We start from the raw sequence: 25,371 nt of genomic DNA on the forward strand, positions 1-25,371 counted from the left end.
GGCGGTCGTCACGACGCTCGAAGCCACGGTCACCGCGGTCGTCACGACGCTCGAAGGAACGACCACCACGGTCATTGCGGTCACGGTCGAACGGACGACGCTCGTCACGACGCTCGAAGGAACGGCCACCACGGTCGTCCCGGCGGTCGTCACGACGCTCGAAGCCACGGTCACCGCGGTCGTCACGACGCTCGAAGGAACGACCACCACGGTCATTGCGGTCACGGTCGAACGGACGGCGGTCCTCGCGGCGCTCGAAGCCCCGCTCACCCCGGTCGCGGTCGAACGGACGGCGCTCGCGACGCTCGTACGTCGACGCGGCCGCCGGACGCTCCTCGCGCTCGGTCTGCTGCGGCGCCGCAGCGGACGCCTCGGCCACGGCGAGATCCTCCGCCGCCGTCGCCTGGGCCTCGGCCACAGCCGCCTCCGGGTCCTCGCCGCGCTCGCGGGCGACCCGGGCGACCAGCCGGTCGGCCTCCTCGCGCAGCTCGGTCGCGCGACGCTGGGCGCGCTCCAGCTGCTTGGTGAGCTGGGCCACCTCGCGCTCGGCCTGCTGGGCGGCGTTGGCCGCGGACTCGGCCTGGACCTCGGTCATCGAGCGGGCGCCGGTGATCTCGGCGACCTCCGGGTCGAAGGCGCCGGCGCCCTGGATGATGTGGCGCGCGGCGTCGACGCCGGCGTCCTCCATCAGGCGGAAGATCTGGCGGCGCTGGTGCGGCAGGGAGAGGGAGACGACCGTGCCGGTACGGCCCGCACGCGCGGTACGGCCCGCACGGTGCAGGTAGTCCTTGTGGTCGCCGGCCGGGTCCACGTTCAGGACCAGGTCGATGCCGTCGACGTGGATGCCGCGGGCGGCGACGTCGGTGGCGACCAGGACGTTGACGTATCCGTCCTTGAAGTCGGCCAGGGTGCGGGTCCGGGCGCCCTGGGTCATGCCGCCGTGCAGCGCGTCGGCCTTCACGCCGGCCTCGCACAGCTGTTCGGCGACGCGGTCGGCGCCCAGCTGGGTGCGGACGAAGATGATCGTGCGGCCCTTGCGGGAGGCGATCGCGGCGGTGACCGGCGCCTTGTCCTTGGGCTTCACGATGAGGATGTGGTGCGACATGGTCGTCACCGCGCCCTGGGCCGCGTCCACCTCGTGCAGGACGGGCTCGTTCAGGTAGCGGTCGACGAGGGTCTTGATCTCGTTCTCCATGGTGGCGGAGAAGAGCATCCGCTGGCCGCCGGCCGGCACCTGGTCGAGCAGCTCCGTGACCTCGGGCAGGAAGCCCAGGTCGGACATCTGGTCGGCCTCGTCGAGGACGGCGATCTGCACGTCCTCCAGGGAGCAGGCGCCGCGGTTGATGATGTCGCGCAGGCGGCCCGGGGTGGCGACGAGGATGTCGACACCGCGCTCCAGGGCGTAGATCTGGTTGCCCATCGAGGTGCCGCCGCAGACGACCTTCATCTTCAGGCCGAGGACGTCACCGTACGGCTGGAGGGCGTCGGCGACCTGCATGGCCAGCTCGCGGGTCGGGGTGAGGATGACCGCGCGGGGCCGCTTCTTCTCGGTACGGCCGCCGGCCAGCAGGGCCAGGGTCGGCAGACCGAAGGAGAGGGTCTTGCCGGAGCCGGTGCGGCCACGGCCGAGGATGTCCTTGCCGGCCAGGGCGTCCGGGATGGTCGCGGCCTGGATCGGGAAGGGGGTGGTGACGCCGTTCTGTGCGAGCTTGCGCACGATGCCCTCGTGGAGGCCGAGGTCGGCAAAGGTGGTCTGGGGGGTGTCAGCGGCCTCGGGGGCCTCGATGACCTCGGTCGTCACGTCGGTGAGTTCGTTCTCGTTCTCGGACACGACGATCTGGTCAGTACTGGACACGGACATGCGAATGCGAAACCTTCCGGAGTCTCTTCGGCACGCGCCCGTCAACTCCGTGATTCGCTCACGACCGCCTCAATGCGGTCCGCCACGGCAAGGGAGAGTACGCGCCACACGGCGCGCTCTGTGGTGGCGCCGGGCAAATGGGATCAAACGATCTACCACCATACGCACCTACCGCCCCCTAAGGCAAACCGGCCCCATATCCGCAGGTCAAGCAGTTTCACCTGGCTCCCTCCCCGGCGACGCCCCTCACTCTCCTCCCGACGGCACGACGGCGGAATCCGGCGGTGCCGAACACACCGCACCCCCCGATCTCACACCGACACGCCTGCTGCGGGCGCCGGCTCCCGCTGCACCAGCTGGGGTCCCGTCTCCTCGTGCGCCGACGAGGACGGCTCGGCCGACGGCGGCTCCGAGGCGGGCGGGGGCGGGGTGGAGGCCGGCGGCTCGGGCGGGGCGGAGGTGGGCGGGGGCGTCGGCTGCTCCTCGGTCGGCGCCGGTTCCCCGGGCTTGACGGTCTTCCCCGGCTTCGCCGACGTCACGGACGCGCTGCCCGCTCCGGACGGCGCGGCCGACGCCGAGGCCCGCTTCCCCGGCTTCACCTTGCCGCCGTGCCCGCGCTTGCCGTCGGCCCCGGCATCGCCGGACCCGAGGCCGCCCGCGCCGCCCACCGGGCCACCGTCAGGTGCCTCACCGCCGCGCTGCCCCGCCGAGTGCGCGGGCCTGGCCCGGCCCGCGTCGTCCCCCACGTTCACACAGCCGGCGGCGGCCGCGACGGCCAGCACCGTGACGGCCAGACGGACGGGTACGTACAAGGGGCGCACGGCGGCCACCTCCGGGGGCAAGGAAAGGAGTCAACCCCTCCAACTCCCGCCGCCCGCAAGAGGACACGCGCCGCGTTCGACTCGGCGCTCACCCGTAGCCGAGGGCGTGCAGCCGGGCGTCGTCGATGCCGAAGTGGTGGGCGATCTCGTGCACCACGGTCACCTCGGTCTCCACGACGACGTCCTCGCGGGTCTCGCACATCCTGAGCGTCGGCCCCCGGTAGACGGTGATCCGGTCCGGCAGGACACCGGCGTACCACTCGCCCCGGTCGGTCAGCGGGGTCCCCTCGTAGAGCCCGAGCAGCTCGGGGTCCTCGGTGGGCGGTTCGTCCTCGACGAACACCGCCACGTTGTCCATGAGCCGCGTCAGCTCCGGCGGGATCCGGTCGAGCGCCTCGGCGACCAGTTCCTCGAACTCCTCGCGCGTCATCTCCAGCACAGGGCCATTGTCCGGTACGAGGGGCCGGTACGCGGGGCCCGTACGTGCGCGGAAGAGGCGGGGGTGTGCGCATGCCGTGTCATCGCATATCCGCGGCGGGACATGGGCATACGGGACCAATGGCCCGCGTCCCCCTCGCAGCCCTGGACCGCATGCTGAACCGGACCCCGAACCGCACACGCCGCACGCGCACGACCGCACCGCCCGCCCTGGAACTCGCCGCGCGCCCCCGTCCGTGGCTCCACGCCCTCGGCCTCACGGCGGTCGTCCTCGTCGGCGCCTGGCTGGGCCTGCTGATCGTCGGCAACGTACGGGCCCCGGTCGGCCCGATGAACACGACGATGGCGCTGCGCCCCTCCCTCACCGGCGGCACGAAGATCAATATCTCCCCGCTGGGCGCGCTGTCCCTGGACAGCCATGTCGCCCCCGTCCGCCTGGACGTCAACGTCGACCAGCTGGACCCGCTCCGTTCGCAGGCCCTGGTCGACCACCCCGAGCGGCTCTCCGGCCTCCAGGACGAGGTGGCCCGCGACGTCGAGCACGGCACCCTCGACCTGGCCCTGCGTTCCTGCGTCGCCGTCGTCTCCGGCGCCGCGGCCCTCGGCCTCGCCGTCTACCGCCGCCCGCGCCGGGCCCTCGCGGCCGGCGCTCTGGCCCTGACCCTGCTGGCCGCCTCGGGCGCGACGGCGTACGCCACCTGGAACCCCAAGTCGGTCCTGGAACCGAAGTTCTCCGGGCTGCTCAGCTCGGCGCCGTCCGTGGTCGGCAACGCGCGCAGCATCGTCACCGGATTCGACGTCTACCAGAAAGAGTTGGCCCGCCTGGTGACGAACGTGACCAAGCTCTACGACGTCACGTCCACGCTCCCGGCCTACCGGCCCGACCCCTCCACCATCCGCGTCCTGCATGTGTCGGACATCCACCTGAACCCGGCGAGCTGGAAGATCATCGCCTCGCTGGTCAAGCAGTACAAGGTGAACGTGATCGTCGACTCGGGCGACACGATGGATCACGGCACGGCGGCGGAGAACGGATTCCTGGACCCGATCAGGGATCTGGGCGCGCCGTACGTCTGGGTGCGGGGCAACCACGACTCCGGGAGCACCCAGCGCTATCTGGAGCGCATGATGAACGTGCACGTCCTGGACGACGGCCGGGCGGAGACGGTCGGCGGCCTGCGCTTCGCGGGCATCGGCGACCCGCAGTTCACCCCCGACCGCTCGGTGGTGCCCGGCGGCAACGCCTCCGAGGAGCTGGCGGGTGACCGGCTGGCCAGCGCCCTGCGCGACCAGCGGACGGCCGGCACGCCGGTGGACGTGGCGATCGCCCATGAGCCGTCGGCGGCCCGTGAGACGGACGGCGAAGTCCCGTTGGTGCTGTGCGGCCACCTGCACCACGCGGGCACCCGGATGCTGAAGTACGGCACCCGGCTGCGCATGGAGGGCTCGACCGGAGGCAGCGGCCTGCGTGCGGTGGAGCGCCGGTACCCCGCCCCCATCCAGACCTCGATCCTCTACTTCGACCGCGACAGCCGCCGCCTCCAGGCCTGGGACGCGATCGAGCTGGGCGGTCTGGGACTGACAACGGCCGAGGTCAGCCGCCATCTGGCGGATGAGAACCGTCCCGAGGCGCTCCCGAGCCCGACGTCCTCCACCCCCCTGCCCGGGCCGCCGTCCCACGGCTCTCCGTAAACCGTTTTGGCGATACCCCCCGCCATCCCATATGCTTCTCACGTCCCCGACGCGCTGCGAAGCGCCCAGGCGGGCCGATAGCCCTCATCGTCTAGCGGCCTAGGACGCCGCCCTTTCAAGGCGGTAGCACGGGTTCGAATCCCGTTGGGGGCACGCAAGATCGTGTGCGACACTGTTGCACACAAGCTTGGTCCTGTGGAGCAGTTTGGAGTGCTCGCCACCCTGTCAAGGTGGAGGCCGCGGGTTCAAATCCCGTCAGGACCGCTGGTGTTTCACGTGAAACACCGTGGCTGGGTAGCTCAGTTGGTACGAGCGTCCGCCTGAAAAGCGGAAGGTCGCCGGTTCGACCCCGGCCCCAGCCACAGCCGCCCTGCTTGGGTAAACACCTCCTCTGGAATCTTCCAGAGGGGGTGTTTTCATGTCGGCTACGCCAACCGGTACGCCAACGACCGTCGCAGCTAGAGCTGGTCTCCAGCCTCGCGATGGTCGACGACGCTGTCAGGCCCTGGGGACATGATCGTCTCGTGGCCGTTCTCAGACCTCACGCGGTACGGCGGTGTCCCGTCCGGTCCAAGGACTTCCACGATCTCCACGACGTGATCCCGCTGTCCGGCAACGCGGCCGTGGATGACAAGCCGATCCCCTTTGCTGGCATACATACCGATCTCCCCTATCTAGAGACATGGGTCACTCCGGCACCCAGCGTGACGGGGTCGCCCGTGGATGTCATGGGTCTTGAGGCAAGATCACCTGTAAGGGCGCGAGGGATCAAGCGTGGGTCCCACCAAGCGTCCGGAGCGCCTTCCGCTGTTCGTCCAGGGAGGCGTGTGCGTAGAGCGGATACGCAAGCGCCGGAAGCCGCGCAGCCAGGAGATGGTGCGCTCGACGACCCAGCTGCCCCGTTCGACGAACGGGGCCTTACCGTACGCCGTGATCGTCGGTGTGCTCACCGCCGCCTTCACCTCGGTCGGCAGCGTGACCACCGCCTAGCTCGGCACCGCGCCCCTCACAGCGCCGCCCGCCCAGCGCAGTTCCCGGGCCGCGCGTGCCGGGCGGCCACCCGGGTGCCGGCGCCGCCAGATCGGGAAGACCGCGCACGGGACGGCGCCCGGCCGGCCAGCAGCGCGGGTCGGGTCGGCCATGGAGAACCGCTCTCGCTGAGGGCTTTGCGTGCCGCCGCGGGGTGGCTGGGGTGGGTCGGTGCCGACGCCGGTCAAATCGTTCGCGTGTTTTTTGCACGGGGTGAGATCCTGGACCGCGTATGTCTACGCATCCCGCCCCCGCCCTCGGCGCCCTCGCCCCCCGACTGACCGAGCTGTCGCTGCGCGACGCGCACCGGCTCGGTCGGCGGCTGGAGGGCGCGCGCAAGATCCGTAAGCCGGAGGCCCGCGCCGCCGTCCTCGCCGAGATCGACGCCGAGGTCGGCAAGGCCGAGGCCCGGATGGCCGAGCGGCGCTCCCGCGTGCCCGCGGTCACGTACCCCGAACAGCTGCCCGTCAGCCAGAAGAAGGACGAGATCGCGGCCGCCATCCGCGATCACCAGGTCGTCATCGTCGCCGGTGAGACCGGTTCCGGAAAGACGACGCAGATCCCGAAGATCTGTCTGGAGCTGGGACGCGGCGTCCGGGGCATGATCGGCCACACCCAGCCCCGCCGTATCGCCGCCCGTACCGTCGCCGAGCGGGTCGCGGAGGAGATGAGGACCCCGCTCGGCGAGGCCGTCGGCTGGAAGGTCCGCTTCACCGACCAGGTGAACCAGGACGCGACCTTCATCAAGCTGATGACGGACGGCATCCTGCTCGCCGAGATCCAGACCGACCGTGAGCTGCGCGCCTACGACACGATCATCATCGACGAGGCCCACGAGCGGTCCCTCAACATCGACTTCCTGCTCGGCTACCTCGCCCAGCTGCTGCCGAAGCGGCCGGACCTGAAGGTCGTCATCACCTCGGCGACCATCGATCCCGAGCGGTTCTCGCGGCACTTCGGTGATGCCCCGATCATCGAGGTCAGCGGCCGGACGTACCCCGTGGAGGTCCGCTACCGGCCGCTTCTCGAAGAGGACGCCGAGGACGCCGACCGGGACCAGATCACCGCGATCACCGACGCCGTCGAGGAGCTGATGGCGGAGGGGAAGGGCGACATCCTCGTCTTCCTCTCCGGCGAGCGGGAGATCCGGGACACCGCGGACGCCCTGGAGAAGAAGAAGTACCGGTTCGTGGAGGTGCTGCCCCTCTACGCCCGGCTCTCGCACGCCGAGCAGCACCGCGTCTTCCAGCCGCACACCGGGCGCAGGATCGTTCTGGCGACCAACGTCGCCGAGACCTCGCTGACCGTCCCCGGCATCAAGTACGTGATCGACCCCGGCTTCGCCCGGATCAGCCGCTACAGCCACCGCACCAAGGTGCAGCGGCTGCCCATCGAGCCGATCTCCCAGGCCAGCGCCAACCAGCGCAAGGGCCGCTGCGGCCGTACGTCCGACGGCATCTGTATCCGCCTGTACAGCGAGGACGACTTCCTGGCCCGCCCGGAGTTCACGGACGCGGAGATCCTCCGTACGAACCTCGCCTCCGTCATCCTGCAGATGACCGCTGCCGGCCTCGGCGACATCGAGAAGTTCCCCTTCATCGACCCGCCGGACCACCGCAACATCCGCGACGGCGTGCAGCTGCTGCAGGAGCTGGGCGCGCTTGACCCGGCCCAGAAGGACCCGCGCAAGCGGCTCACCGACACCGGCCGGAAGCTCGCCCAGCTGCCCGTCGACCCGCGCCTGGCCCGCATGGTCCTGGAAGCCGACGAGAACGGCTGTGTCCGCGAGGTGATGGTGATCGCGGCCGCGCTGTCCATCCAGGACCCGCGCGAGCGCCCGGCCGAGAAGCAGGCCCAGGCCGACCAGCAGCACGCCCGCTTCAAGGACGAGACCAGCGACTTCCTCGCGTACCTGAACCTGTGGCGGTACGTCCGCGAGCAGCAGAAGGAGCGGGGATCCAGCTCGTTCCGCCGGATGTGCAAGCAGGAGTACCTGAACTTCCTGCGCATCCGTGAGTGGCAGGACATCTACAGCCAGCTGCGCACGGTGGCCAAGCAGATGGGCATGCACCTCGAGGAGCCTTCGGCGGGCACCGACGCCCCCGCCGACCGCATCCACGTCTCCCTCCTCGCCGGCCTCCTCTCCCACATCGGGATGAAGGACGTGAAGGACGGCAACAAGAACGAGTACCTGGGCGCCCGCAGCGCCAGGTTCGCGATCTTCCCGGGCTCGGCGCTGTTCAGGAAGCAGCCCCGGTTCGTGATGTCGGCCGAGCTGGTGGAGACCTCGCGCCTGTGGGCCCGGGTCAACGCGAAGATCGAGCCCGAGTGGGTGGAACCGCTCGCCGGTCACCTGCTCAAGCGCACGTACAGCGAACCGCACTGGGAGAAGGACCAGGCGGCCGTGATGGCGTACGAGAAGGTCACGCTCTACGGCGTCCCGATCGTCGCCCAGCGGAAGGTGAACTACGGCCGCATCGACCCCGAGGTCAGCCGCGAGCTGTTCATCCGCAACGCGCTGGTCGAGGGGGACTGGCGCACGCACCACAAGTTCTTCGCCGACAACCGCAAACTCCTCAGCGAGGTCGAGGAGCTGGAGCACCGCGCCCGGCGCCGGGACATCGTCGTGGACGACGAGACGCTGTTCGACTTCTACGACCAGCGGGTGCCCCAACACGTCGTGTCCGGTGCCCACTTCGACTCCTGGTGGAAGCGGAAGCGGCACGAGCAGCCGGACTTCCTGGACTTCGAGCGGGAGATGCTCATCCGGGAGTCGGCGGAGGCGGTCACCAAGGCCGACTACCCGGACACCTGGCGGCAGGGGCCGCTCAAGTTCCGGGTGACGTACCAGTTCGAGCCGGGGGCGGACGCGGACGGCGTGACCGTGCACATCCCCCTCCAGGTCCTCAACCAGGTCACGGACGAGGGCTTCGACTGGCAGATCCCGGGCCTGCGCGAGGAGGTGGTGACGGAGCTGATCCGCTCCCTGCCGAAGCCGATCCGCCGTCACTACGTGCCCGCGCCGAACTACGCGAAGGCCTTCCTGGAGAAGGCGGTGCCCCTTCAGGAGCCGCTCACCGTGACGATGGCGCGCGAGCTGAAGCGCAGGGTGGGCGTCCCCTTCGAGGCGGACGACTTCGACTGGGCGAAGGTCCCGGACCACCTGAAGATCACTTTCAGGATCGTGGACGAGCGGCGCCGCAAGCTGGCCGAGGACAAGGACCTGGAGGCGCTGAAGCTGCGCCTGAAGCCGAAGGCGCGCCAAGCCCTGTCCCAGGCGGCGGCCGCGACCGCGTCCCGGGAGGGCGGCGAGTCCCTGGAACGCAAGGGCCTGACCGACTGGACGATCGGCACACTCACCCGCGTCTTCGAGACCCGCCGGGCCGGCCAGCCGGTCAAGGCGTACCCGGCGCTGGTGGACGACGGCGACACGGTCTCGGTCCGCCTCTTCGACACCGAGGCGGAACAGTCCGAGGCCATGTGGAAGGGCACCCGTCGCCTGATCCTGCGCAACATCCCGGTGAACGCGGCGAAGTTCGCCTCCGACAAGCTGACGAACGCCCAGAAACTGGCCCTGTCGGCCAACCCGCACGGCTCCGTGCAGGCCCTGTTCGACGACTGCGCGATGGCCGCGGCGGACAAGCTGATCGGGGACTTCGGCGGGCCGGCGTGGGACGAGGAGTCGTACCGGAAGCTGTACGACAAGGTGCGTGCGGAGATCGTGGACACGACGGTCCGCACGGTGGGCCAGGTACAGCAGGTCCTGGCGGCCTGGCAGGCCTGTGAGCGCCGTCTGAAGGCCGTACGCAGCCCGGCACTGCTGGCGAACCTGACCGACGTCCGCAAGCAGCTGGACGCCCTCGTGAAGCCCGGCTTCGTCACCTGGGCCGGCATACGACGCCTCCCCGACCTGGTGCGCTACCTGGTGGCCGCCGACCGGCGTCTGCAGCAGATGCCGACCGGTGTCCAGCGGGACACCACGCGCATGGAGAAGGTCCACGAGATGCAGGACGAGTACGCCTGGCTCCTGGAACAGCTCCCCCAGGGCCGGCCGATCCCCGCCTCGGTCCTGGACATCCGCTGGATGATCGAGGAGCTGCGGGTCAGTTATTTCGCCCACGCGCTGGGCACGGCGTACCCCGTCTCCGACAAGCGGATCGTGAAGGCGATCGACGCGGCGGTCCCGTAACCGGCCGCGCACAGGGGGTGAGTTCGACCAGGCGACTCGCCTCCTGTACAGTCTCTTCTCGCAGCGCAAAACAGCGAGTCGAGCGCCGCGAAACCTGGTCCTGTGGAGCAGTTTGGAGTGCTCGCCACCCTGTCAAGGTGGAGGCCGCGGGTTCAAATCCCGTCAGGACCGCATAGATGAGTGAGGCCCGCGCCCGACAAGGACGCGGGCCTCACTCGTTCCCCGCGCCGGCAGAAGACACCGGCCTCACGCGTAAGGGCCCCCTCGGGGGCCCTTACGACGTTCCCGGCCGGCGCCCCCGCGGGCGTCCGCGCCCTTGACGACGTCACATTCGCTCGGTACTCAGGGAGCAGGGCTCGTTCCTCCTGTATGGCCCCGGAGGTGGCGTATGGCGGCATCGGCCAGGCACGAGACGAGGGCGCTTCTGAGGGCGCATCTGTCGGCTGCCTCGTCCTACCGGCACCTCACCCGCCACTGCCCCGTCTGCCGTCACCTGCTGCGGCTGGCGATGGACGCCGGGCCACGGCCGCAGGACACGAGCGAAGAGATCGGCGAGGACGAAGGCTCCCGGAGCGCGTGACCCGCGTCGGCGCCAACCCCCCTCGGTGCACGGGACGCTGGAACACACGCTTCCACTAGTGCACCCGGGCCACGGGCAACAAGCCGCCCGGCCTGTGACGGGAGTCACTGCATGACTTTCTAAAAGGGTGGCACTTACCCCCGTCATACAAGTGGTCAATTTAATATGTGCAATGGCACCTCGTTCAGAGGCCGCGCACGGAACTCCCGACTCCCCTCCCCGGACTCCGGCAAGCCCGCTCACCGAGGCCCCGCACAGCCAGGACCAGCGCACAAAAAAGATCGCGCTGGACCCGGCGGAGTCCAGCGCGATCTACGACGCACCCTGTGTCGCTGCCTACAACGTTCTCTTCGGCTTGGGCGAGGGGCCTGTTGGGGCAGGTCCCGCGTCGCTTGGCGCTAGGGTTCCGGGCGCCTCGGTGGGTTGGGGGACCAGCCGTATCGCCCGCTGTTCAGTTGTTCAGGCCTCGCTGCGCTGCTGCGGAATGCCCGCGAGCAGAGCGCGGACCTCGGCCTCGCGGTAGCGGCGATGCCCGCCGAGCGTACGGATGGACGTGAGCTTGCCGGCCTTCGCCCACCGCGTGACCGTCTTGGGGTCGACGCGGAACATGGTGGCGACCTCAGCCGGGGTCAGCAGCGGCTCGGCATCAGGGGTGCGAGCGGTCATGAGCGGCCTCCTCGGGAGAACCGAACCTTCTCGGTTCTTTCCTCTAAATTCTGCACCTTGACCCGCGTTGCCCGAAATGGCGGACGCGAGTCGAGTCGGTTATAGGACGAACGGCTTGTCCTCGGCACTACAACTACACCATCTGTCCAGCCGCGTCGGCCAAACCGATGGAATTGCCCTCCCAGGTGTTCATCAGCGACGGAAGCCGATGGACCATGCCATAGCGGACAGTCACGCCACTGTGACGATCAGTCACAGTGGCGATCAGGAGTCACCAGACCCCCCAAAGCGTGCAATGCTGAGATTCCGCCCACAATGGAGCACAGTTGGACGGACGGAGCCCTCCCCGGACTCCTTGTCCTATTTTGGCATGAGGAGGGGCAAGAGGCGCAAGGGCCCAGTACGTGCGGTCCGTCACGCTTCAGCCATCCTCGACACAAAAGGCCGGGATCGGGACCAACGCCCCGTCAGCTGGTGAAGTGTCGTTGACCGTACGCTGTTCGACGACATCTGAGCTGTGACCCGGGTCACTATCTGGGTGTTTCTGTTGAAACGTCAGTTCGTCAGTTGGCCGAACGCCGGTCCCGCACCGCCCGCCACCGCTCGACGAGCCGCCCGTAGGCCTCTCCGGCCGCCGCTCCGTCGCCCCGGCGCAGCGCCTCGATGCCCTCGGCCACGTCCGCCGCCGAGTGATCGCCTTCCAGCTCACCGGCCGGCAGCACGTGCACCAGGCCGCCGTAGTCCAGTTCCACCCGCGAGCGCGGGTGGAACTCCTCCAGCCAGCGGCCGACGTCCACCAGCCCGTCGATCAGCGGGCCCTCATCGAGGGTGTCCTTCAGCGTGCGCAGCGCCCGCGCCACCCGGCGGCGGGCCTGCACCATGGGCGTGCGGTAGCGCAGCACAGGGGGCACCTCGGCGGTCCCCTCGTCGTACCGGCGCTCCTCGTCGGAGACCAGCACGAACCAGTTCAGCGGCACCTGCCAGGTCGCCGTGCGGATCCACGGGCGGGCATCGGGGTTGCGGGCCAGCCAGCGCTCGTAGTCCTGGGCGGCCTGGCGGCGCACCACCGGCGGCAGCACCGCGTCCAGCACCGGCGGGGGCAGCTCCTCCTCGAGTTCGTCGAGGGCCTGCCAGCCGCGCAGCCGGGTCCGCCAGGGACACACGCAGGTCACCCCGTCGGCCTCCAGCACGAAGGCGTCCCCGCTCTCGTGCACCGGTACCGCGATCGGCGGTATGGGCAGCAGGCCGGCGAGCGAGCGGCGCAGTTCGTCCTGATAGGAGGGGCGGTCGGGACGGCGGGCGTAGCGCGCCCAGTGGCTGCGCTCCGGCTCCGGGAAGGCGCCCAGCGGCTCGTACACGCGCAGGTACGCCGCGTAGGGGACGATCACGGAGGACACCTTGGGCACGCCTGCTCCCTCCCCATCGCACCCGGCTCGAAACCACTGCAAATCGTGCCACGGCGATACGTGCGCGGAGGGCTTGGGCGAGTGATCCTGAACACTGCGCGGATGGTGGTCGTGCGGAGGCTCTACGCTCATGCCACAGCACCCGCCACCCGTACGGGGGCTGAGCCCCGCCCGCCGCTACTTACACAGGAGTCACCACAGTGACCGACGTAACCGGCGCACCTGCTGATGTCCTGCACACCCTGTTCCACTCGGACCAGGGCGGCCATGAGCAGGTCGTGCTCTGCCAGGACCGCGCGACCGGTCTGAGGGCCGTGATCGCCATCCACTCCACCGCCCTGGGCCCGGCCCTCGGCGGCACCCGCTTCTACCCGTACGCGACCGATGCCGAGGCCGTGGCCGACGCCCTCAACCTCGCGCGCGGGATGTCGTACAAGAACGCCATGGCCGGACTGGACCACGGCGGCGGCAAGGCCGTGATCATCGGCGACCCGGAGCGCGACAAGACCGAGGAGCTGCTCCTCGCCTACGGGCGCATGGTCGCCTCCCTCGGCGGGCGCTACGTCACCGCGTGCGACGTCGGCACCTACGTCGCCGACATGGACGTCGTGGCCCGCGAGTGCCGCTGGACCACCGGCCGCTCCCCCGAGAACGGCGGCGCCGGCGATTCCTCCGTGCTCACCGCCTTCGGCGTCTACCAGGGCATGCGTGCCTCCGCACAGCACCTGTGGGGCGACCCCTCGCTCCGCGGCCGCAAGGTCGGTATCGCCGGCGTCGGCAAGGTGGGTCACCACCTGGTGAGGCACCTGCGCGACGAGGGCGCCGAGGTCGTGATCACGGACGTGCGCGCGGACGCCGTCCAGCGGATCGTCGACCAGTACGCCGAAGGCGTGTCGGCCGTCGCCGACACCGAGGCGCTGATCCGGGTCGAGGGGCTCGACATCTACGCCCCCTGCGCCCTCGGCGGTGCCCTGAACGACGACAGCGTGCCGGTGCTCACCGCCCGGGTGGTGTGCGGCGCGGCCAACAACCAGCTCGCCCACCCGGGCGTGGAGAAGGACCTCGCCGACCGCGGGATCCTCTACGCGCCGGACTACGTGGTGAACGCCGGCGGGGTCATCCAGGTGGCCGACGAGTTGCACGGGTTCGACTTCGACCGGTGCAAGGCCAAGGCGGCGAAGATCTTCGACACCACGCTGGCCATATTCGCACGTGCGAAGGATGACGGTATTCCGCCGGCCGCCGCGGCCGACCGGATCGCCGAGCAGCGGATGGCCGAGGCCCGCGCGGGCCGCACGGCGCGGTGAGGCGATCGCACACGTGAGCGGTACCCGTCGGCGGGAACTTAGAGAGAACTCTCACTTCCACCGGCGGGTCGTTCCCCGATAAGTGGTTAAAATCGCCACTGACCAGCGAGGACGGGGCGCCTCGAAGGTCCTGTGCACACGCGCGTGGTGCGGGCGACGTACCGTATGGGCGCGGGCTCAGGTACCGTGGAAGCCCTACGGACCGGCCTCTCCGCGGAGGGTCCGTTCCGGATCATGAACGCGTGTCAGACTCTGGGGCCGTCGAGCCCCGTCACCGAGGGGGTCGAGCCATGGGGCGCGGCCGGGCCAAGGCCAAGCAGACGAAGGTCGCCCGCCAGCTGAAGTACAACAGCGGTGGGACAGACCTGTCACGTCTGGCCAGTGAACTGGGCGCATCGACTTCGAGCCAGCCGCCGAACGGCGAGCCGTTCGAGGACGATGAGGATGACGAGGACGATCTTTACTCTCGGTACGCCGACCTCTATGGGGACGACGACGAGGAAGAGGACGAGGGTCCCTCACAGCACCGTCGCGGCGCTTGACCTAGTACTCAGCACCTACCCGGTCGGTGGCACTGCCACCGACCGGGTTCTGTGCTACCCGCAGGTTCAGACGGCGTAGTCGCCGACCAGCTCGGCGCCGGTCTCCTTGTCACCACGGTCGGTGATCTCGCCCGCGACCCACGCGTCGACCCCGCGGTCGGCCAGCGTGGCCAGGGCCACCTCGGTGGACTCCTCGGGCACGATCGCGATCATGCCGACGCCCATGTTGAGGGTCTTCTCCAGCTCCAGGCGCTCGACGTTCCCGGTCTTCCCGACCAGGTCGAAGATCGCGCCCGGGGTCCAGGTGGCGCGGTCGACCACGGCGTGCAGGTCGTCCGGGATCACCCGGGCCAGGTTGGCCGCGAGTCCGCCGCCGGTGATGTGGCTGAAGGCATGGACCTCGGCGGTGCGGGTCAGCGCCAGGCAGTCCAGCGAGTAGATCTTCGTGGGCTCCAGCAGCTCCTCGCCGAGGGTGCGGCCCAGCTCCGCGATCTCCGTCTCCAGGGCCAGGCCCGCGCGGTCCAGCAGCACGTGGCGGACCAGGGAGTACCCGTTGGAGTGAAGCCCGGAGGCCGCCATGGCGATCACCGCGTCACCCTGGCGGATACGATCCGCGCCCAGCAGCCGGTCGGCCTCCACGACCCCGGTACCGGCGCCGGCGACGTCGAAGTCGTCCTCGCCCAGCAGGCCGGGGTGCTCCGCCGTCTCACCGCCCACCAGGGCGCAGCCGGCCAGCACACAGCCCTCCGCGATGCCCTTGACGATGGCGGCGACGCGCTCGGGATGGACCTTGCCGACGCAGATGTAGTCCGTCATGAACAGCGGCTCGGCACCGCACACCACGATGTCGTCCATGACCATGGCGACCAGGTCGTGGCCGATGGTGTCGTAGACGCCCAGGCGGCGCGCGATGTCGACCTTCGTCCCGACGCCGTCCGTGGCGGAGGCGAGCAGGGGGCGCTCGTAGCGCTTGAGGGCGGAGGCGTCGAAGAGCCCGGCGAAACCGCCGAGGCCGCCCAGAACCTCGGGGCGCCGCGTCTTCTTCACCCACTCCTTCATCAGCTCGACGGCGCGGTCGCCCGCCTCGATGTCGACGCCCGCGCTCGCGTAGCTGGCACCAGTGCCCGCGTGCGGAGCACGCTGATCAAATGGGGCAGAAGACATGACCTTGAGAACTTTCGTGTCGTACTGCGTGAAACAGCGGGGATTACGGGCGACGGATCGCGTCGGCGGCGGCCGTGGCGGCGGGCCCGGCGGCCAGCTCGGTCTCCAGGAGCTGCTTGCCCAGCAGCTCGGGGTCCGGCAGCTCCATCGGGTACTCGCCGTCGAAGCAGGCGCGGCACAGGTTCGGCTTGGCGATCGTGGTCGCCTCGATCATGCCGTCGAGGGAGATGTAGGCCAGGGAGTCGGCGCCGAGGCTGGTGCCGATCTCCTCGATGGTCATGCCGTTGGCGATCAGTTCCGCGCGGGTGGCGAAGTCGATACCGAAGAAGCAGGGCCACTTCACGGGCGGCGAGGAGATCCGGATGTGGACCTCGGCGGCGCCCGCCTCGCGGAGCATGCGGACCAGGGCCCGCTGGGTGTTGCCGCGCACGATCGAGTCGTCGACGACGACCAGGCGCTTGCCCTTGATGACTTCCTTCAGCGGGTTCAGCTTCAGGCGGATGCCCAGCTGGCGGATGGTCTGCGAGGGCTGGATGAAGGTGCGGCCCACGTAGGCGTTCTTGACCAGGCCGTTGCCGAAGGGGATGCCGGAGGCCTCCGCGTAGCCGATCGCGGCCGGGGTGCCGGACTCCGGGGTCGCTATGACCAGGTCGGCCTCGGCCGGGGCTTCCTTGGCCAGGCGGCGGCCCATCTCCACACGCGAGAGGTACACGTTCCGGCCGGCGATGTCGGTGTCCGGACGGGCGAGGTACACGTACTCGAAGACACAGCCCTTGGGCTTCGCTTCCGCGAACCGCGAGCTGCGCAGACCGTTCTCGTCGATGGCGACGAACTCGCCCGGCTCGATCTCCCGCACGAAGCTGGCGCCGCAGATGTCGAGGGCGGCGGACTCGGAGGCGACCACCCAGCCGCGCTCCAGGCGGCCGAGGACCAGCGGGCGGATGCCCTGCGGGTCGCGGCCGGCGTAGAGGGTGTGCTCGTCCATGAAGACGAGGGAGAACGCGCCCCGCACCTTCGGGAGCACCGCGTGCGCGGCCTCCTCGATGGTCAGCGGCTTGCCGTCCTCGTCGACCTGGGCGGCCAGCAGGGCCGTCAGCAGGTCGGTGTCGTTGGTGGCCGCGACCCGCGTGGAGCGGCTGTTGTTGTCGCTCGGCAGGTCGGCGACCATCTCGGCGAGCTGCGCCGTGTTGACCAGGTTGCCGTTGTGGCCGAGCGCGATCGAGCCGTGCGCGGTGGCACGGAACGTCGGCTGGGCGTTCTCCCACACGGAGGCACCGGTGGTCGAGTAGCGGGCGTGTCCGACCGCGATGTGACCTTGGAGCGAACCGAGCGAGGTCTCGTCGAAGACCTGGGAGACCAGGCCCATGTCCTTGAAGACGAGGATCTGGGAGCCGTTGCTGACCGCGATTCCCGCGGATTCCTGACCCCGGTGCTGGAGGGCGTAGAGCCCGAAGTACGTGAGCTTTGCGACCTCTTCACCCGGAGCCCAGACGCCGAAGACGCCGCAAGCGTCCTGGGGGCCCTTTTCGCCGGGAAGCAGATCGTGATTGAGTCGACCGTCACCACGTGGCACGTTTCCGAGTGTAGGCGAGGTCGACCACTGGTCCGAATTGGGGATACGCGCCCGTCCCGGACCGGGCGTTGTCGATCACCTTGGGGGATTCCTCGTTTTGCCTGGTCAGATCGGCTTTTCAGCGGCTGCTCCGGGCCCCGGGCGGGCTGCGCGGCGCGGTTGCGGGCCTCTTCGCCGTATGCGTGAGTGAGGTGTCGCACATCATTCGGGTGCGCCGCGGCTGAGGTGGACGCGGTCGCCGTCGCCGTCGGTGAGCGTGAGCTTCGCGTCGTCGGCCTTGGCGGTGAGCGTGCCGGTGGTGAGGGTGCGGGCGAGGGTGCGCTCGAAGTCCATCCGGTCCGGAGCGCAGGCCATCCTGGTCGTCCGCAGGTCACCGAAGGTGATCCGGTCGCCGTGCACGGTGACCCGGGCGCTGAACCGGTTGCAGCCGAGGTTGCCGGCCGCCTTGCCGTCCTCGTCGATACGGAGGTGGGCGGTGGCGGGCGCGTGCCGGGTCGTACCGCCGATGGTGACGCCGTCGACCCGCCAGTCGATCCCGGTCACCGGCTGCTGGACGCTCACCGAACCACTGTCCGCCTTCTCGCTGCCACAGGCCACCGCGAGCGGGAGGAGCACGGTGGCCGCCATCAGGGTCATGCGCTGCTTGTGCCGGTTCATACGGATTCGACGGGTCGCCGGTACGACCGGTTCCGCTACGCCCGCTCCCGCTGCGCCCGCTCCCGCTGCGCCCGGTACCGCTATGCCATCAGCGGCAGCAGATCCCCGATGTCCGCCCGTTCCCCGCTCGCGCTGACCTTCGCCTCCGCCACGGCGTCCTTCCAGGCCACACGTCCGGTGGCGAGCCGGACCCAGGTCAGCGGGTCGGTCTCCACGACGTTGGGCGGGGTGCCCCGGGTGTGCCGGGGTCCCTCGACGCACTGCACGACGGCGTACGGCGGCACGCGCACCTCGGTGGATCCGCCGGGCGCCTTCACGGCGAGGGCGTCGGCGAGCAGCCGGGTGGCGGCGGCCAGCGCCTGGCGGTCGTAGGGCACCTCGAGACCCGCGACGGCCGCGGTGAGGTCGTCGGTGTGGACGACGAGTTCGACGGTGCGGGTGACGAGGTAGTCGTCCAGGGGCAGCGCGCCCGCGTTGGTCGCCAGCAGCCGGCTGCCGGGGTGCTCGGCGAGCAGGGCGCGCAGGGTCTCGTCGACGCCGGTGAGGTAGGCGTCGAGGTCGGAGTGCTCGGCGGAAAGGCCGCGGGTGAACTCGTCGATGGCGGTGGAGCTGGCGGCGGTGGCGAAGGGCCACTCGACCACCGTGACGTCCTGCTGGGGCGGGGCGGGCTTGTCCAGGGCCCGGTGCACGGCCGTGAGCGCCATCCCGATGTGCGCGACCAGTTCCCGGACGGTCCACTCGCCGAGCCGCGTCGGCAGCGCGAGTTGCTCGGGGGTCAGGCCGCGGACGGCTTCCCGTACGTGTCCGAACTGGGCGAAGACCGCCGCACGGGTCTTGGCGGGGTCGTAGCTGCGGGCGCGCTTCTTGGCCGGAGACATGGCGGTGAGCCTATGCACGTCCGCGGCCTCACCGCGAGTGGATACGGGACCGGGAGCCCGCACCGCCGTCCGCTGCGGCCTGACCGTGTGTCCCTCGGGCCGTTCTCGAACAACGCGAAGGCAGAGCGGGTGCGTTCGGCCGCGTCCGCGGCGATCGCTGCTGCAGGCTGCCCCGGTCCGGCGTCAGCCGGCGGGACCGGGGGAAGGGTGCCCGCGCCGACTCCGAGGATGTCGGGGGCTGTTCGCTCTGGAAACTCACGCGCACCCCCGCCGGCCGCCGGCCTCACTCGCGGCCGGTGTCCGCACCGCTCCGCCGTAACCGCTCGCCATCGGGCCGAAGTCAGCACGGGCGAAGGCCCTGCCCGGCGTCGCGGACAGGGCCCTCACACGGTGGGTGGCGATCACGCCAGCAGTGCCGGGATCGTCCCCTCGTGGGCCTCGCGCAGCTCGGCGAGGGAGAGGGCGAACTCGCCCTGGATCTCCACCGAGTCTCCGTCCACGACACCGATGCGGGTGGCCGGCAGGCCGCGCGCACCGCACATGTCGTTGAAACGGACCTCCTCCGAGCGCGGCACGGCGACGACCGCGCGGCCGGCGGACTCGGAGAACAGGAAGGTGAAGGCGTCCAGGCCGTCCGGGACGATCAGCCGCGCGCCCTTGCCGCCGAGCAGCGCGGACTCCACGACCGCCTGGATCAGACCGCCGTCGGACAGGTCGTGAGCGGAGTCGATCATGCCGTCGCGGGAGGCGGAGATCAGGATCTCGGCCAGCAGCCGCTCACGCTCCAGGTCGACCTTGGGCGGCAGACCGCCGAGGTGGTCGTGGATCACCTGGGACCAGGCCGAGCCGCCGAACTCCTCGCGGGTGTCGCCGAGGAGGTAGAGCAGCTGGCCCTCCTCCTGGAAGGCGACCGGGGTGCGGCGGGCGACGTCGTCGATGACACCCAGGACGGCGACCACCGGCGTGGGGTGGATGGCCGCCTCGCCCGTCTGGTTGTAGAGCGAGACGTTGCCGCCGGTCACCGGGGTGCCCAGCTGCCGGCAGCCGTCGGCCAGACCGCGCACGGCCTCGGCGAACTGCCACATCACCGCCGGGTCCTCGGGGGAGCCGAAGTTCAGGCAGTCGGAGACGGCGAGCGGCTTGGCGCCGGTGGTCGCCACGTTCCGGTAGGCCTCGGCGAGGGCCAGCTGGGCGCCGGTGTACGGGTCCAGCTTGGCGTAGCGGCCGTTGCCGTCCGTCGCGATGGCGACGCCGAGACCGGTCTCCTCGTCCACGCGGATCATGCCGGAGTCCTCCGGCTGGGCGAGGACGGTGTTGCCCTGTACGAAGTGGTCGTACTGGGACGTGATCCACTTCTTGGAGGCCTGGTTGGGGGAGCCCACCAGCTTCAGGACCTGGTCCTTCAGCTCCTCGCTCGTCTCCGGGCGGGGGAGCTTGTTCGCGTCGTCGGCCTGGAGGGCGTCCTGCCAGGACGGGCGGGCGTACGGACGCTCGTAGGTCGGGCCCTCGTGGGCGACCGTGCGCGGGTCGACGTCGACGATCTTCTCGCCGTGCCAGAAGATCTCCAAGCGGTCGCCGTCGGTCACCTCACCGATGACGGTGGCGATGACGTCCCACTTCTCGCAGATCTCCAGAAAGCGGTCGACCTTGGCCGGCTCCACGACCGCGCACATGCGCTCCTGCGACTCGCTCATGAGGATCTCCTCAGGAGACAGGGTCGAGTCGCGCAGCGGGACGTCGTCCAGTGTGACGCGCATGCCACCGGAGCCGTTCGAGGCCAGCTCGGAGGTGGCGCAGGAGAGGCCGGCGGCACCGAGGTCCTGGATGCCGACGACCAGCTTCTCCTTGAATGCCTCCAGGGTGCACTCGATGAGGAGTTTCTCCTGGAAGGGGTCGCCGACCTGGACCGCGGGACGCTTGGACGGCTTGGCGTCGTCGAAGGTCTCGGACGCGAGGATCGAGGCGCCGCCGATGCCGTCACCGCCGGTCCGGGCGCCGTAGAGGATGACCTTGTTCCCGGCGCCGGAGGCCTTGGCGAGGTGGATGTCCTCGTGCCGCATCACACCGATGGCACCGGCGTTGACCAGCGGGTTGCCCTGGTAACAGGCGTCGAAGACGACCTCGCCGCCGATGTTGGGCAGGCCCAGGCAGTTGCCGTAGCCGCCGATGCCGGCGACGACGCCGGGCAGGACGCGCTTGGTGTCGGGGTGGTCGGCCGCGCCGAAGCGCAGCGGGTCCACGACGGCGACCGGGCGCGCGCCCATCGCGATGATGTCGCGGACGATGCCGCCGACACCCGTGGCCGCGCCCTGGTAGGGCTCGACGTAGGAGGGGTGGTTGTGCGACTCGACCTTGAAGGTGACCGCGTAGCCCTGGCCGACGTCCACCACACCGGCGTTCTCGCCGATGCCGACGAGCAGCGCGTCCGACTGGGGCGCCTTCTCGCCGAACTGGCGCAGGTGGACCTTGGAGGACTTGTACGAGCAGTGCTCGGACCACATGACCGAGTACATGGCGAGTTCGGCGCCGGTCGGGCGGCGGCCGAGGATCTCCAGCACCCGCTCGTACTCGTCCTTCTTCAGGCCGAGTTCGGCCCAGGGCAGCTCGACGTCGGGGGTCGCGGTCGCGTGCTCGACCGTGTCCAGAGGCGTCCGGCTCATGCGTTGACCAGCTTCTTGAGGATCGAGGTGAAGAAGGGGAGGCCGTCGGTACGGCCCGTGCCGATCAGCGGCTCGACGGCGTGCTCGGGATGCGGCATGAGGCCGACGACGTTCCCGGCCTCGTTGGTGATGCCGGCGATGTCCCGCAGCGAGCCGTTGGGGTTGAAGTCCAGGTAGCGGAAGGCGACGCGGCCCTCCGCCTCCAGCTTGTCGAGCGTGTAGTCGTCGGCGACGTACCGGCCGTCCATGTTCTTCAGCGGGATGTGGATCTCCTGGCCCGCGCGGTAGTCGCTGGTCCAGGAGGTCTCCGCGTTCTCCACCCGCAGCTTCTGGTCACGGCAGATGAAGTGGAGGTGGTCGTTGCCGAGCATCGCGCCCGGAAGGAGGTGGGCCTCGGTGAGGATCTGGAAGCCGTTGCAGATGCCGAGGACCGGGAGACCGGCCTTCGCCTGCTCGATGAGGGGCTCCATCACGGGCGAGAAGCGCGCGATGGCACCCGCGCGCAGATAGTCGCCGTAGGAGAAACCGCCGCACAGCACCACGGCGTCGACCTGCTTGAGGTCCTTGTCCTTGTGCCACAGGGCGACCGGCTCGGCGCCCGCCAGGCGGATCGCACGCTGCGTGTCCCGGTCGTCGAGGCTGCCCGGGAAAGTGACGACGCCAATACGAGCGGTCACTTCGCGGCCTCCGCGACTTCCGCCGCGTCTTCCACCTTGACGGTGAAGTCCTCGATCACGGTGTTGGCGAGGAAGGATTCCGCAAGATCGTGGATGCGGGCGAGTGCGGCCTCGTCGACCGGCCCGTCAACTTCCAGTTCGAAACGCTTTCCCTGGCGTACGTCGGAGATCCCTTCGAAACCCAGGCGCGGCAGCGCACGCTGGACCGCCTGGCCCTGGGGGTCGAGGATCTCCGGCTTGAGCATGACGTCGACTACGACGCGTGCCACTGGCACTCCCGATGTGTGGTGCTGAGCAGGTTCCTTCAGACTACCCGCACAAAATTTCTACGCGAGTAGAGTTGTAGGAAACTACGTGAGGCGCATCACGATCGGGTGTCGAAGCCTCGCAGTCGTGAAAAGTTCTGGGAAAGTTCGGGAGTCCGCCCGCGGCATCTATTGTGCTGGGACACGCGGACGGATTTAGTCGGGCTTCACTTTGCATTGCCGGGCACTGTACAAATGAATTGGCAATAGCCGATACTCGGCACGTCATCGCTGTTGAGCTGTATCGACGTGCCGCACGAAGGGACCGATATTCGTGGCGCAAAAGGTCGTGGTCACTCTCTTTGACGACATCGACGGCTCGGAAGCGGCGGAAACGATCGCCTTCGGACTCGACGGCAAGTCGTACGAGATCGACCTGAACGAAACCAACGCCAGGAAACTGCGCAAGGCGCTCGCGCCCTACGTCGAGGCCGGCCGCAAGCGGTCGCGGTCCGGCAGGGCGTACAAGCAGACGGAGGTCGCCCCCGACCCGGCGGCCGTCCGCGCCTGGGCCCAGGCCAACAAGATGGACGTCCCGGCACGCGGACGCATCCCCAAGAAGGTCTACGAGGCGTTCAGCGCCGCGCAGTGACCCGCGAAGGGGCAGCCCTCAGGGTCCGTCAGCGGGCCCTGAGGGCCGTGCACTTGGCGTACGCGGCGCCGCAGGGGGGACCGACTTGCGCTACCCCCCTGCTGATCAGCTAATGTCTGTGACACGCCGAGGGGCGAGGCCGAGAGGCCGGATCCCGAGGACACCATGCGGGTGTAGTTCAGTAGTAGAACATCCCCCTTCCAGGGGGAAGGCGCAGTGTGCGATTCCTGTCACCCGCTCTGGCACCGGTCGACACGACCACTCATGTGGATCAGGTAGGCTGGTGCTCGCACCGATCGGTGGGAGCCGGTCGGGAGCAGTGCGGACGTAGCTCAGTTGGTAGAGCGCAACCTTGCCAAGGTTGAGGTCGCGAGTTCGAGCCTCGTCGTCCGCTCGGGAATGAGACCCCGGTCCACTGGGCCGGGGTCTTTTCGTATGCCTGCGGTGCCCTGACATTTGTCATGCCGGGCGATGACACCGCGCACTGCCGGGCCGCCCCCGTCGCCGGGACGCTGGCTTCATGGACAGAGACGAACACGAGCACGTGATCGAGGTCACCGACCTCAGGCGTGTCTACGGGGGCGGGTTCGAGGCCGTACGCGGAATCACCTTCTCCGTGGCGCGCGGGGAGATCTTCGCCCTGCTGGGCACCAACGGAGCCGGCAAGACCTCCACGGTGGAACTGCTGGAGGGGCTCGCCGCGCCGGCCGGAGGCCGGGTCCGGATCCTGGGCCATGACCCCTACCGCGAGCGGGCCGCCGTACGCCCCCGCACCGGCGTGATGCTCCAGGAGGGCGGCTTCCCCTCCGAGCTGACCGTCGCCGAGACCGCCCGGATGTGGGCGGGTTGCACCAGCGGCCCCCGGCCGGAGCAGGAGGTGCTGGAGCTGGTCGGGCTCGCGGACCGGCACGGGATACGGGTCAAGCAGCTGTCCGGCGGCGAGCGGCGCCGCCTGGACCTGGCGCTCGCCCTGCTCGGCGAGCCCGAGGTGCTCTTCCTCGACGAGCCGACGACCGGGCTCGACGCGGAAGGCCGCCGGGACACCTGGGAGTTGGTACGGAGCCTGCGCGACGCGGGGACCACCGTGCTGCTCACCACGCACTACCTGGAGGAGGCCGAGGGCCTCGCCGACCGGCTCGCCATCCTGCACGAGGGCCGCATCGCCGTCTCCGGAACCCCGGCCGAGGTCACCGCCGGCCGCCCTTCCCGGATGTCCTTCGAGCTGCCCGACGGCTACTTCCTCGGCGACCTGCCGCCCCTCGCCGACCTCGGCGTCTGCGGGCACGAGAGCGACGGCAGGGTCGTACGGCTGCGTACGACGCAACTGCAGCGGACCGCCACCGGGGTGCTGACCTGGGCCGAGCGGGCCGGCGTCGAACTGCGTGGGCTGGATGTGCGATCAGCCTCGCTGGAGGAGGCGTTCCTCGGGATCGCACGGGAGCGGGAGATGGCGGCATGAGCGGGAGCGACGTGGAAACGGGACGCCGGGGCACGAGCGAGGCCGGCGCGCGAGCGGGAGGCGGTGGCATGAGCGGGGTGGCCCCTGGGACCCTCGGGCCCACGGCACGGCGGCTGCGGGCGCTGGCCCGGGCCGAGCTGGCCCTCCTCGGCCGGAACCGGGGGGCCGTCTTCACCGCCCTGGCCGTACCGCTCGCCCTGCCCTTCACCATGCGGCCGGTCCTCGACCAGCTGGACCTGGAGAAGGCGGGCCTGAACATCGGCACGGTCCTGCTGACGACCGCCATCGGCTTCTCCTTCCTCTTCGCCGTCTACACCTCGCTGGTCAGCGCCTACGTCGCCCGCCGCGAGGAACTCGTCCTCAAGCGGCTGCGCACCGGCGAACTGTCCGACGCCGAGATCCTCACCGGCACCGCCCTGCCCGTGACCGCCCTCGGCCTCGCCCAGGCCCTGGTGCTGTGCGCCGGCTGCGCCGCGCTGCTGCACACCGGGGCACCGAAGGCCCCGTATCTGCTGCTGCCCGGGGTGCTCGCCGGACTCGTGGTCAGTGCCGCGCTCGCCGCGCTCACCGCGTCCTTCACCCGGACCGCCGAGAGCGCCCAGGTGACCGCGCTGCCGCTGGTTTTCGTGTCCATGGTCGGCTCCGGGATCACGGTGCCCACGGAGGTCATGCCCGACCGGCTCGCCTCCGTCTGCGAACTCCTCCCGCTGTCCCCGGCGATCCGACTGGTCCGCGCGAGCTGGACCGGCCAGTTGAGCGCGTACGAGACGCTGGGCGCCCTCGCGACCGCGCTGGCCTGGACGATCGTGGCGGTGTTTGCTGTACGACGGTGGTTCCGCTGGGAGCCGCGGCGGTGACACAGGGGGAGCGAGCAC

Annotated in this window: 22 protein-coding genes and 6 tRNA genes; 15 read left to right on the forward strand and 13 right to left on the reverse strand. The window is 70.0% G+C overall.

The genetic code is table 11. The features are described 5' to 3' along the window. The 3 genes from ABZ079_RS05790 to ABZ079_RS05800 all read right to left on the reverse strand — a co-directional run. Positions 1-1,861, reverse strand: a 1,861-nt coding sequence (locus tag ABZ079_RS05790; protein WP_356938163.1) for a DEAD/DEAH box helicase, incomplete at its 3' end; no start/stop codon positions are given. Between the two features lie 311 nt (positions 1,862-2,172). Beyond that, a complete protein-coding gene (locus ABZ079_RS05795) occupies positions 2,173-2,682 on the reverse strand; it encodes a hypothetical protein (protein ID WP_356938164.1) in 510 nt (169 codons plus the stop codon). An 88-nt stretch (positions 2,683-2,770) separates the two neighbouring features. Continuing rightward, positions 2,771-3,121, reverse strand: a complete 351-nt coding sequence (locus ABZ079_RS05800; RefSeq protein WP_356938165.1) for a metallopeptidase family protein — start codon at positions 3,119-3,121, stop codon at positions 2,771-2,773. Between the two features lie 119 nt (positions 3,122-3,240). On the opposite strand from ABZ079_RS05800, the gene ABZ079_RS05805 reads away from it, so the two are divergent. The 4 genes from ABZ079_RS05805 (at position 3,241) to ABZ079_RS05820 (ending at position 5,174) form a co-directional block, all read left to right on the forward strand. Continuing rightward, positions 3,241-4,812: a metallophosphoesterase gene (locus ABZ079_RS05805; RefSeq protein ID WP_356938166.1), complete on the forward strand. Its 1,572-nt coding sequence runs from the start codon at positions 3,241-3,243 to the stop codon at positions 4,810-4,812. Positions 4,813-4,892: 80 nt separating this feature from the next. Then, positions 4,893-4,965: transfer RNA gene (locus tag ABZ079_RS05810), tRNA-Glu, on the forward strand. Between the two features lie 36 nt (positions 4,966-5,001). Then, positions 5,002-5,076 (forward strand) — tRNA-Asp (locus ABZ079_RS05815). A gap of 24 nt (positions 5,077-5,100) precedes the next feature. Then, positions 5,101-5,174, forward strand: a tRNA-Phe gene (locus tag ABZ079_RS05820). Positions 5,175-5,270: 96 nt separating this feature from the next. On the opposite strand, the gene ABZ079_RS05825 is transcribed toward ABZ079_RS05820, so the two are convergent. Then, complete coding sequence (locus ABZ079_RS05825; RefSeq protein ID WP_356938167.1) at positions 5,271-5,471, reverse strand: DUF1918 domain-containing protein; 201 nt, start codon at positions 5,469-5,471, stop codon at positions 5,271-5,273. Positions 5,472-5,586: 115 nt separating this feature from the next. Between ABZ079_RS05825 and ABZ079_RS05830 the strand changes: the two genes are divergently transcribed. The 4 genes from ABZ079_RS05830 (at position 5,587) to ABZ079_RS05845 (ending at position 10,610) form a co-directional block, all read left to right on the forward strand. After that, complete coding sequence (locus ABZ079_RS05830; RefSeq protein WP_356938168.1) at positions 5,587-5,802, forward strand: hypothetical protein; 216 nt, start codon at positions 5,587-5,589, stop codon at positions 5,800-5,802. Between the two features lie 271 nt (positions 5,803-6,073). Continuing rightward, entirely contained in the window at positions 6,074-10,030 is a 3,957-nt protein-coding gene (hrpA, locus tag ABZ079_RS05835; protein WP_356938169.1) for an ATP-dependent RNA helicase HrpA, read from the forward strand. Positions 10,031-10,126: 96 nt separating this feature from the next. Beyond that, positions 10,127-10,201: transfer RNA gene (locus ABZ079_RS05840), tRNA-Asp, on the forward strand. A 217-nt stretch (positions 10,202-10,418) separates the two neighbouring features. Next, positions 10,419-10,610: a DUF6274 family protein gene (locus tag ABZ079_RS05845; RefSeq protein ID WP_356938170.1), complete on the forward strand. Its 192-nt coding sequence runs from the start codon at positions 10,419-10,421 to the stop codon at positions 10,608-10,610. Positions 10,611-11,069: 459 nt separating this feature from the next. On the opposite strand, the gene bldC is transcribed toward ABZ079_RS05845, so the two are convergent. Both bldC and ABZ079_RS05855 read right to left on the reverse strand, forming a co-directional pair. Beyond that, the gene (bldC, locus tag ABZ079_RS05850) at positions 11,070-11,276 is read right to left on the reverse strand and encodes a developmental transcriptional regulator BldC (RefSeq protein ID WP_003949541.1); all 207 of its coding nucleotides are present in this window, start codon (positions 11,274-11,276) and stop codon (positions 11,070-11,072) included. A gap of 563 nt (positions 11,277-11,839) precedes the next feature. Further along, positions 11,840-12,682, reverse strand: a complete 843-nt coding sequence (locus tag ABZ079_RS05855) for a hypothetical protein (protein WP_356938171.1) — start codon at positions 12,680-12,682, stop codon at positions 11,840-11,842. Positions 12,683-12,882: 200 nt separating this feature from the next. Between ABZ079_RS05855 and ABZ079_RS05860 the strand changes: the two genes are divergently transcribed. After that, a complete protein-coding gene (locus tag ABZ079_RS05860) occupies positions 12,883-13,989 on the forward strand; it encodes a Glu/Leu/Phe/Val dehydrogenase dimerization domain-containing protein (protein WP_356938172.1) in 1,107 nt (368 codons plus the stop codon). A 290-nt stretch (positions 13,990-14,279) separates the two neighbouring features. Further along, positions 14,280-14,531, forward strand: a complete 252-nt coding sequence (locus tag ABZ079_RS05865) for a DUF3073 domain-containing protein (protein ID WP_356938173.1) — start codon at positions 14,280-14,282, stop codon at positions 14,529-14,531. 66 nt (positions 14,532-14,597) lie between these two features. Here the strand turns inward: ABZ079_RS05865 and purM are convergent, their stop codons facing one another. From purM to purS, 7 genes are all read right to left on the reverse strand, one after another. Then, positions 14,598-15,695: a phosphoribosylformylglycinamidine cyclo-ligase gene (gene purM, locus ABZ079_RS05870; protein ID WP_356938174.1), complete on the reverse strand. Its 1,098-nt coding sequence runs from the start codon at positions 15,693-15,695 to the stop codon at positions 14,598-14,600. Between the two features lie 43 nt (positions 15,696-15,738). Further along, complete coding sequence (gene purF / locus ABZ079_RS05875) at positions 15,739-17,268, reverse strand: amidophosphoribosyltransferase (protein WP_356938175.1); 1,530 nt, start codon at positions 17,266-17,268, stop codon at positions 15,739-15,741. Between the two features lie 201 nt (positions 17,269-17,469). Beyond that, positions 17,470-17,925, reverse strand: coding sequence for an META domain-containing protein (locus ABZ079_RS05880; protein WP_356938176.1), 456 nt, complete (start codon positions 17,923-17,925; stop codon positions 17,470-17,472). A gap of 80 nt (positions 17,926-18,005) precedes the next feature. Continuing rightward, positions 18,006-18,803, reverse strand: a complete 798-nt coding sequence (locus ABZ079_RS05885) for a sterol carrier family protein (protein WP_356938177.1) — start codon at positions 18,801-18,803, stop codon at positions 18,006-18,008. Positions 18,804-19,204: 401 nt separating this feature from the next. After that, positions 19,205-21,463: a phosphoribosylformylglycinamidine synthase subunit PurL gene (gene purL, locus ABZ079_RS05890; RefSeq protein ID WP_356938178.1), complete on the reverse strand. Its 2,259-nt coding sequence runs from the start codon at positions 21,461-21,463 to the stop codon at positions 19,205-19,207. Beyond that, positions 21,460-22,140: a phosphoribosylformylglycinamidine synthase subunit PurQ gene (gene purQ, locus ABZ079_RS05895; RefSeq protein WP_356938179.1), complete on the reverse strand. Its 681-nt coding sequence runs from the start codon at positions 22,138-22,140 to the stop codon at positions 21,460-21,462. Before purQ ends, purL begins: the two co-directional genes overlap by 4 nt. Then, entirely contained in the window at positions 22,137-22,409 is a 273-nt protein-coding gene (gene purS / locus ABZ079_RS05900) for a phosphoribosylformylglycinamidine synthase subunit PurS (protein ID WP_356938180.1), read from the reverse strand. The genes purQ and purS overlap by 4 nt, the downstream gene beginning before the upstream one ends. Before the next feature lie 310 nt (positions 22,410-22,719). Here purS and ABZ079_RS05905 point away from each other — a divergent pair, with 310 nt between their 5' ends. The 5 genes from ABZ079_RS05905 to ABZ079_RS05925 all read left to right on the forward strand — a co-directional run bounded on the left by ABZ079_RS05905 (position 22,720) and on the right by ABZ079_RS05925 (position 25,353). Further along, positions 22,720-23,037 carry an Lsr2 family protein gene (locus ABZ079_RS05905; RefSeq protein ID WP_356938181.1) on the forward strand — a complete coding sequence of 106 codons (318 nt, stop codon included), beginning with the start codon at positions 22,720-22,722 and terminating at the stop codon, positions 23,035-23,037. Positions 23,038-23,204: 167 nt separating this feature from the next. Next, a tRNA-Gly gene (locus ABZ079_RS05910) sits at positions 23,205-23,276 on the forward strand. An 82-nt stretch (positions 23,277-23,358) separates the two neighbouring features. After that, positions 23,359-23,431, forward strand: a tRNA-Gly gene (locus ABZ079_RS05915). 126 nt (positions 23,432-23,557) lie between these two features. Beyond that, positions 23,558-24,496, forward strand: a complete 939-nt coding sequence (locus ABZ079_RS05920) for an ABC transporter ATP-binding protein (RefSeq protein WP_356938182.1) — start codon at positions 23,558-23,560, stop codon at positions 24,494-24,496. A 68-nt stretch (positions 24,497-24,564) separates the two neighbouring features. Beyond that, on the forward strand, positions 24,565-25,353 hold the full coding sequence (locus tag ABZ079_RS05925; protein WP_356938183.1) for an ABC transporter permease: 789 nt from the start codon (positions 24,565-24,567) through the stop codon (positions 25,351-25,353). Positions 25,354-25,371 lie beyond the last annotated feature (18 nt).

Source organism: Streptomyces sp. NPDC006314 (assembly GCF_040613075.1).
Lineage (GTDB): Bacteria > Actinomycetota > Actinomycetes > Streptomycetales > Streptomycetaceae > Streptomyces.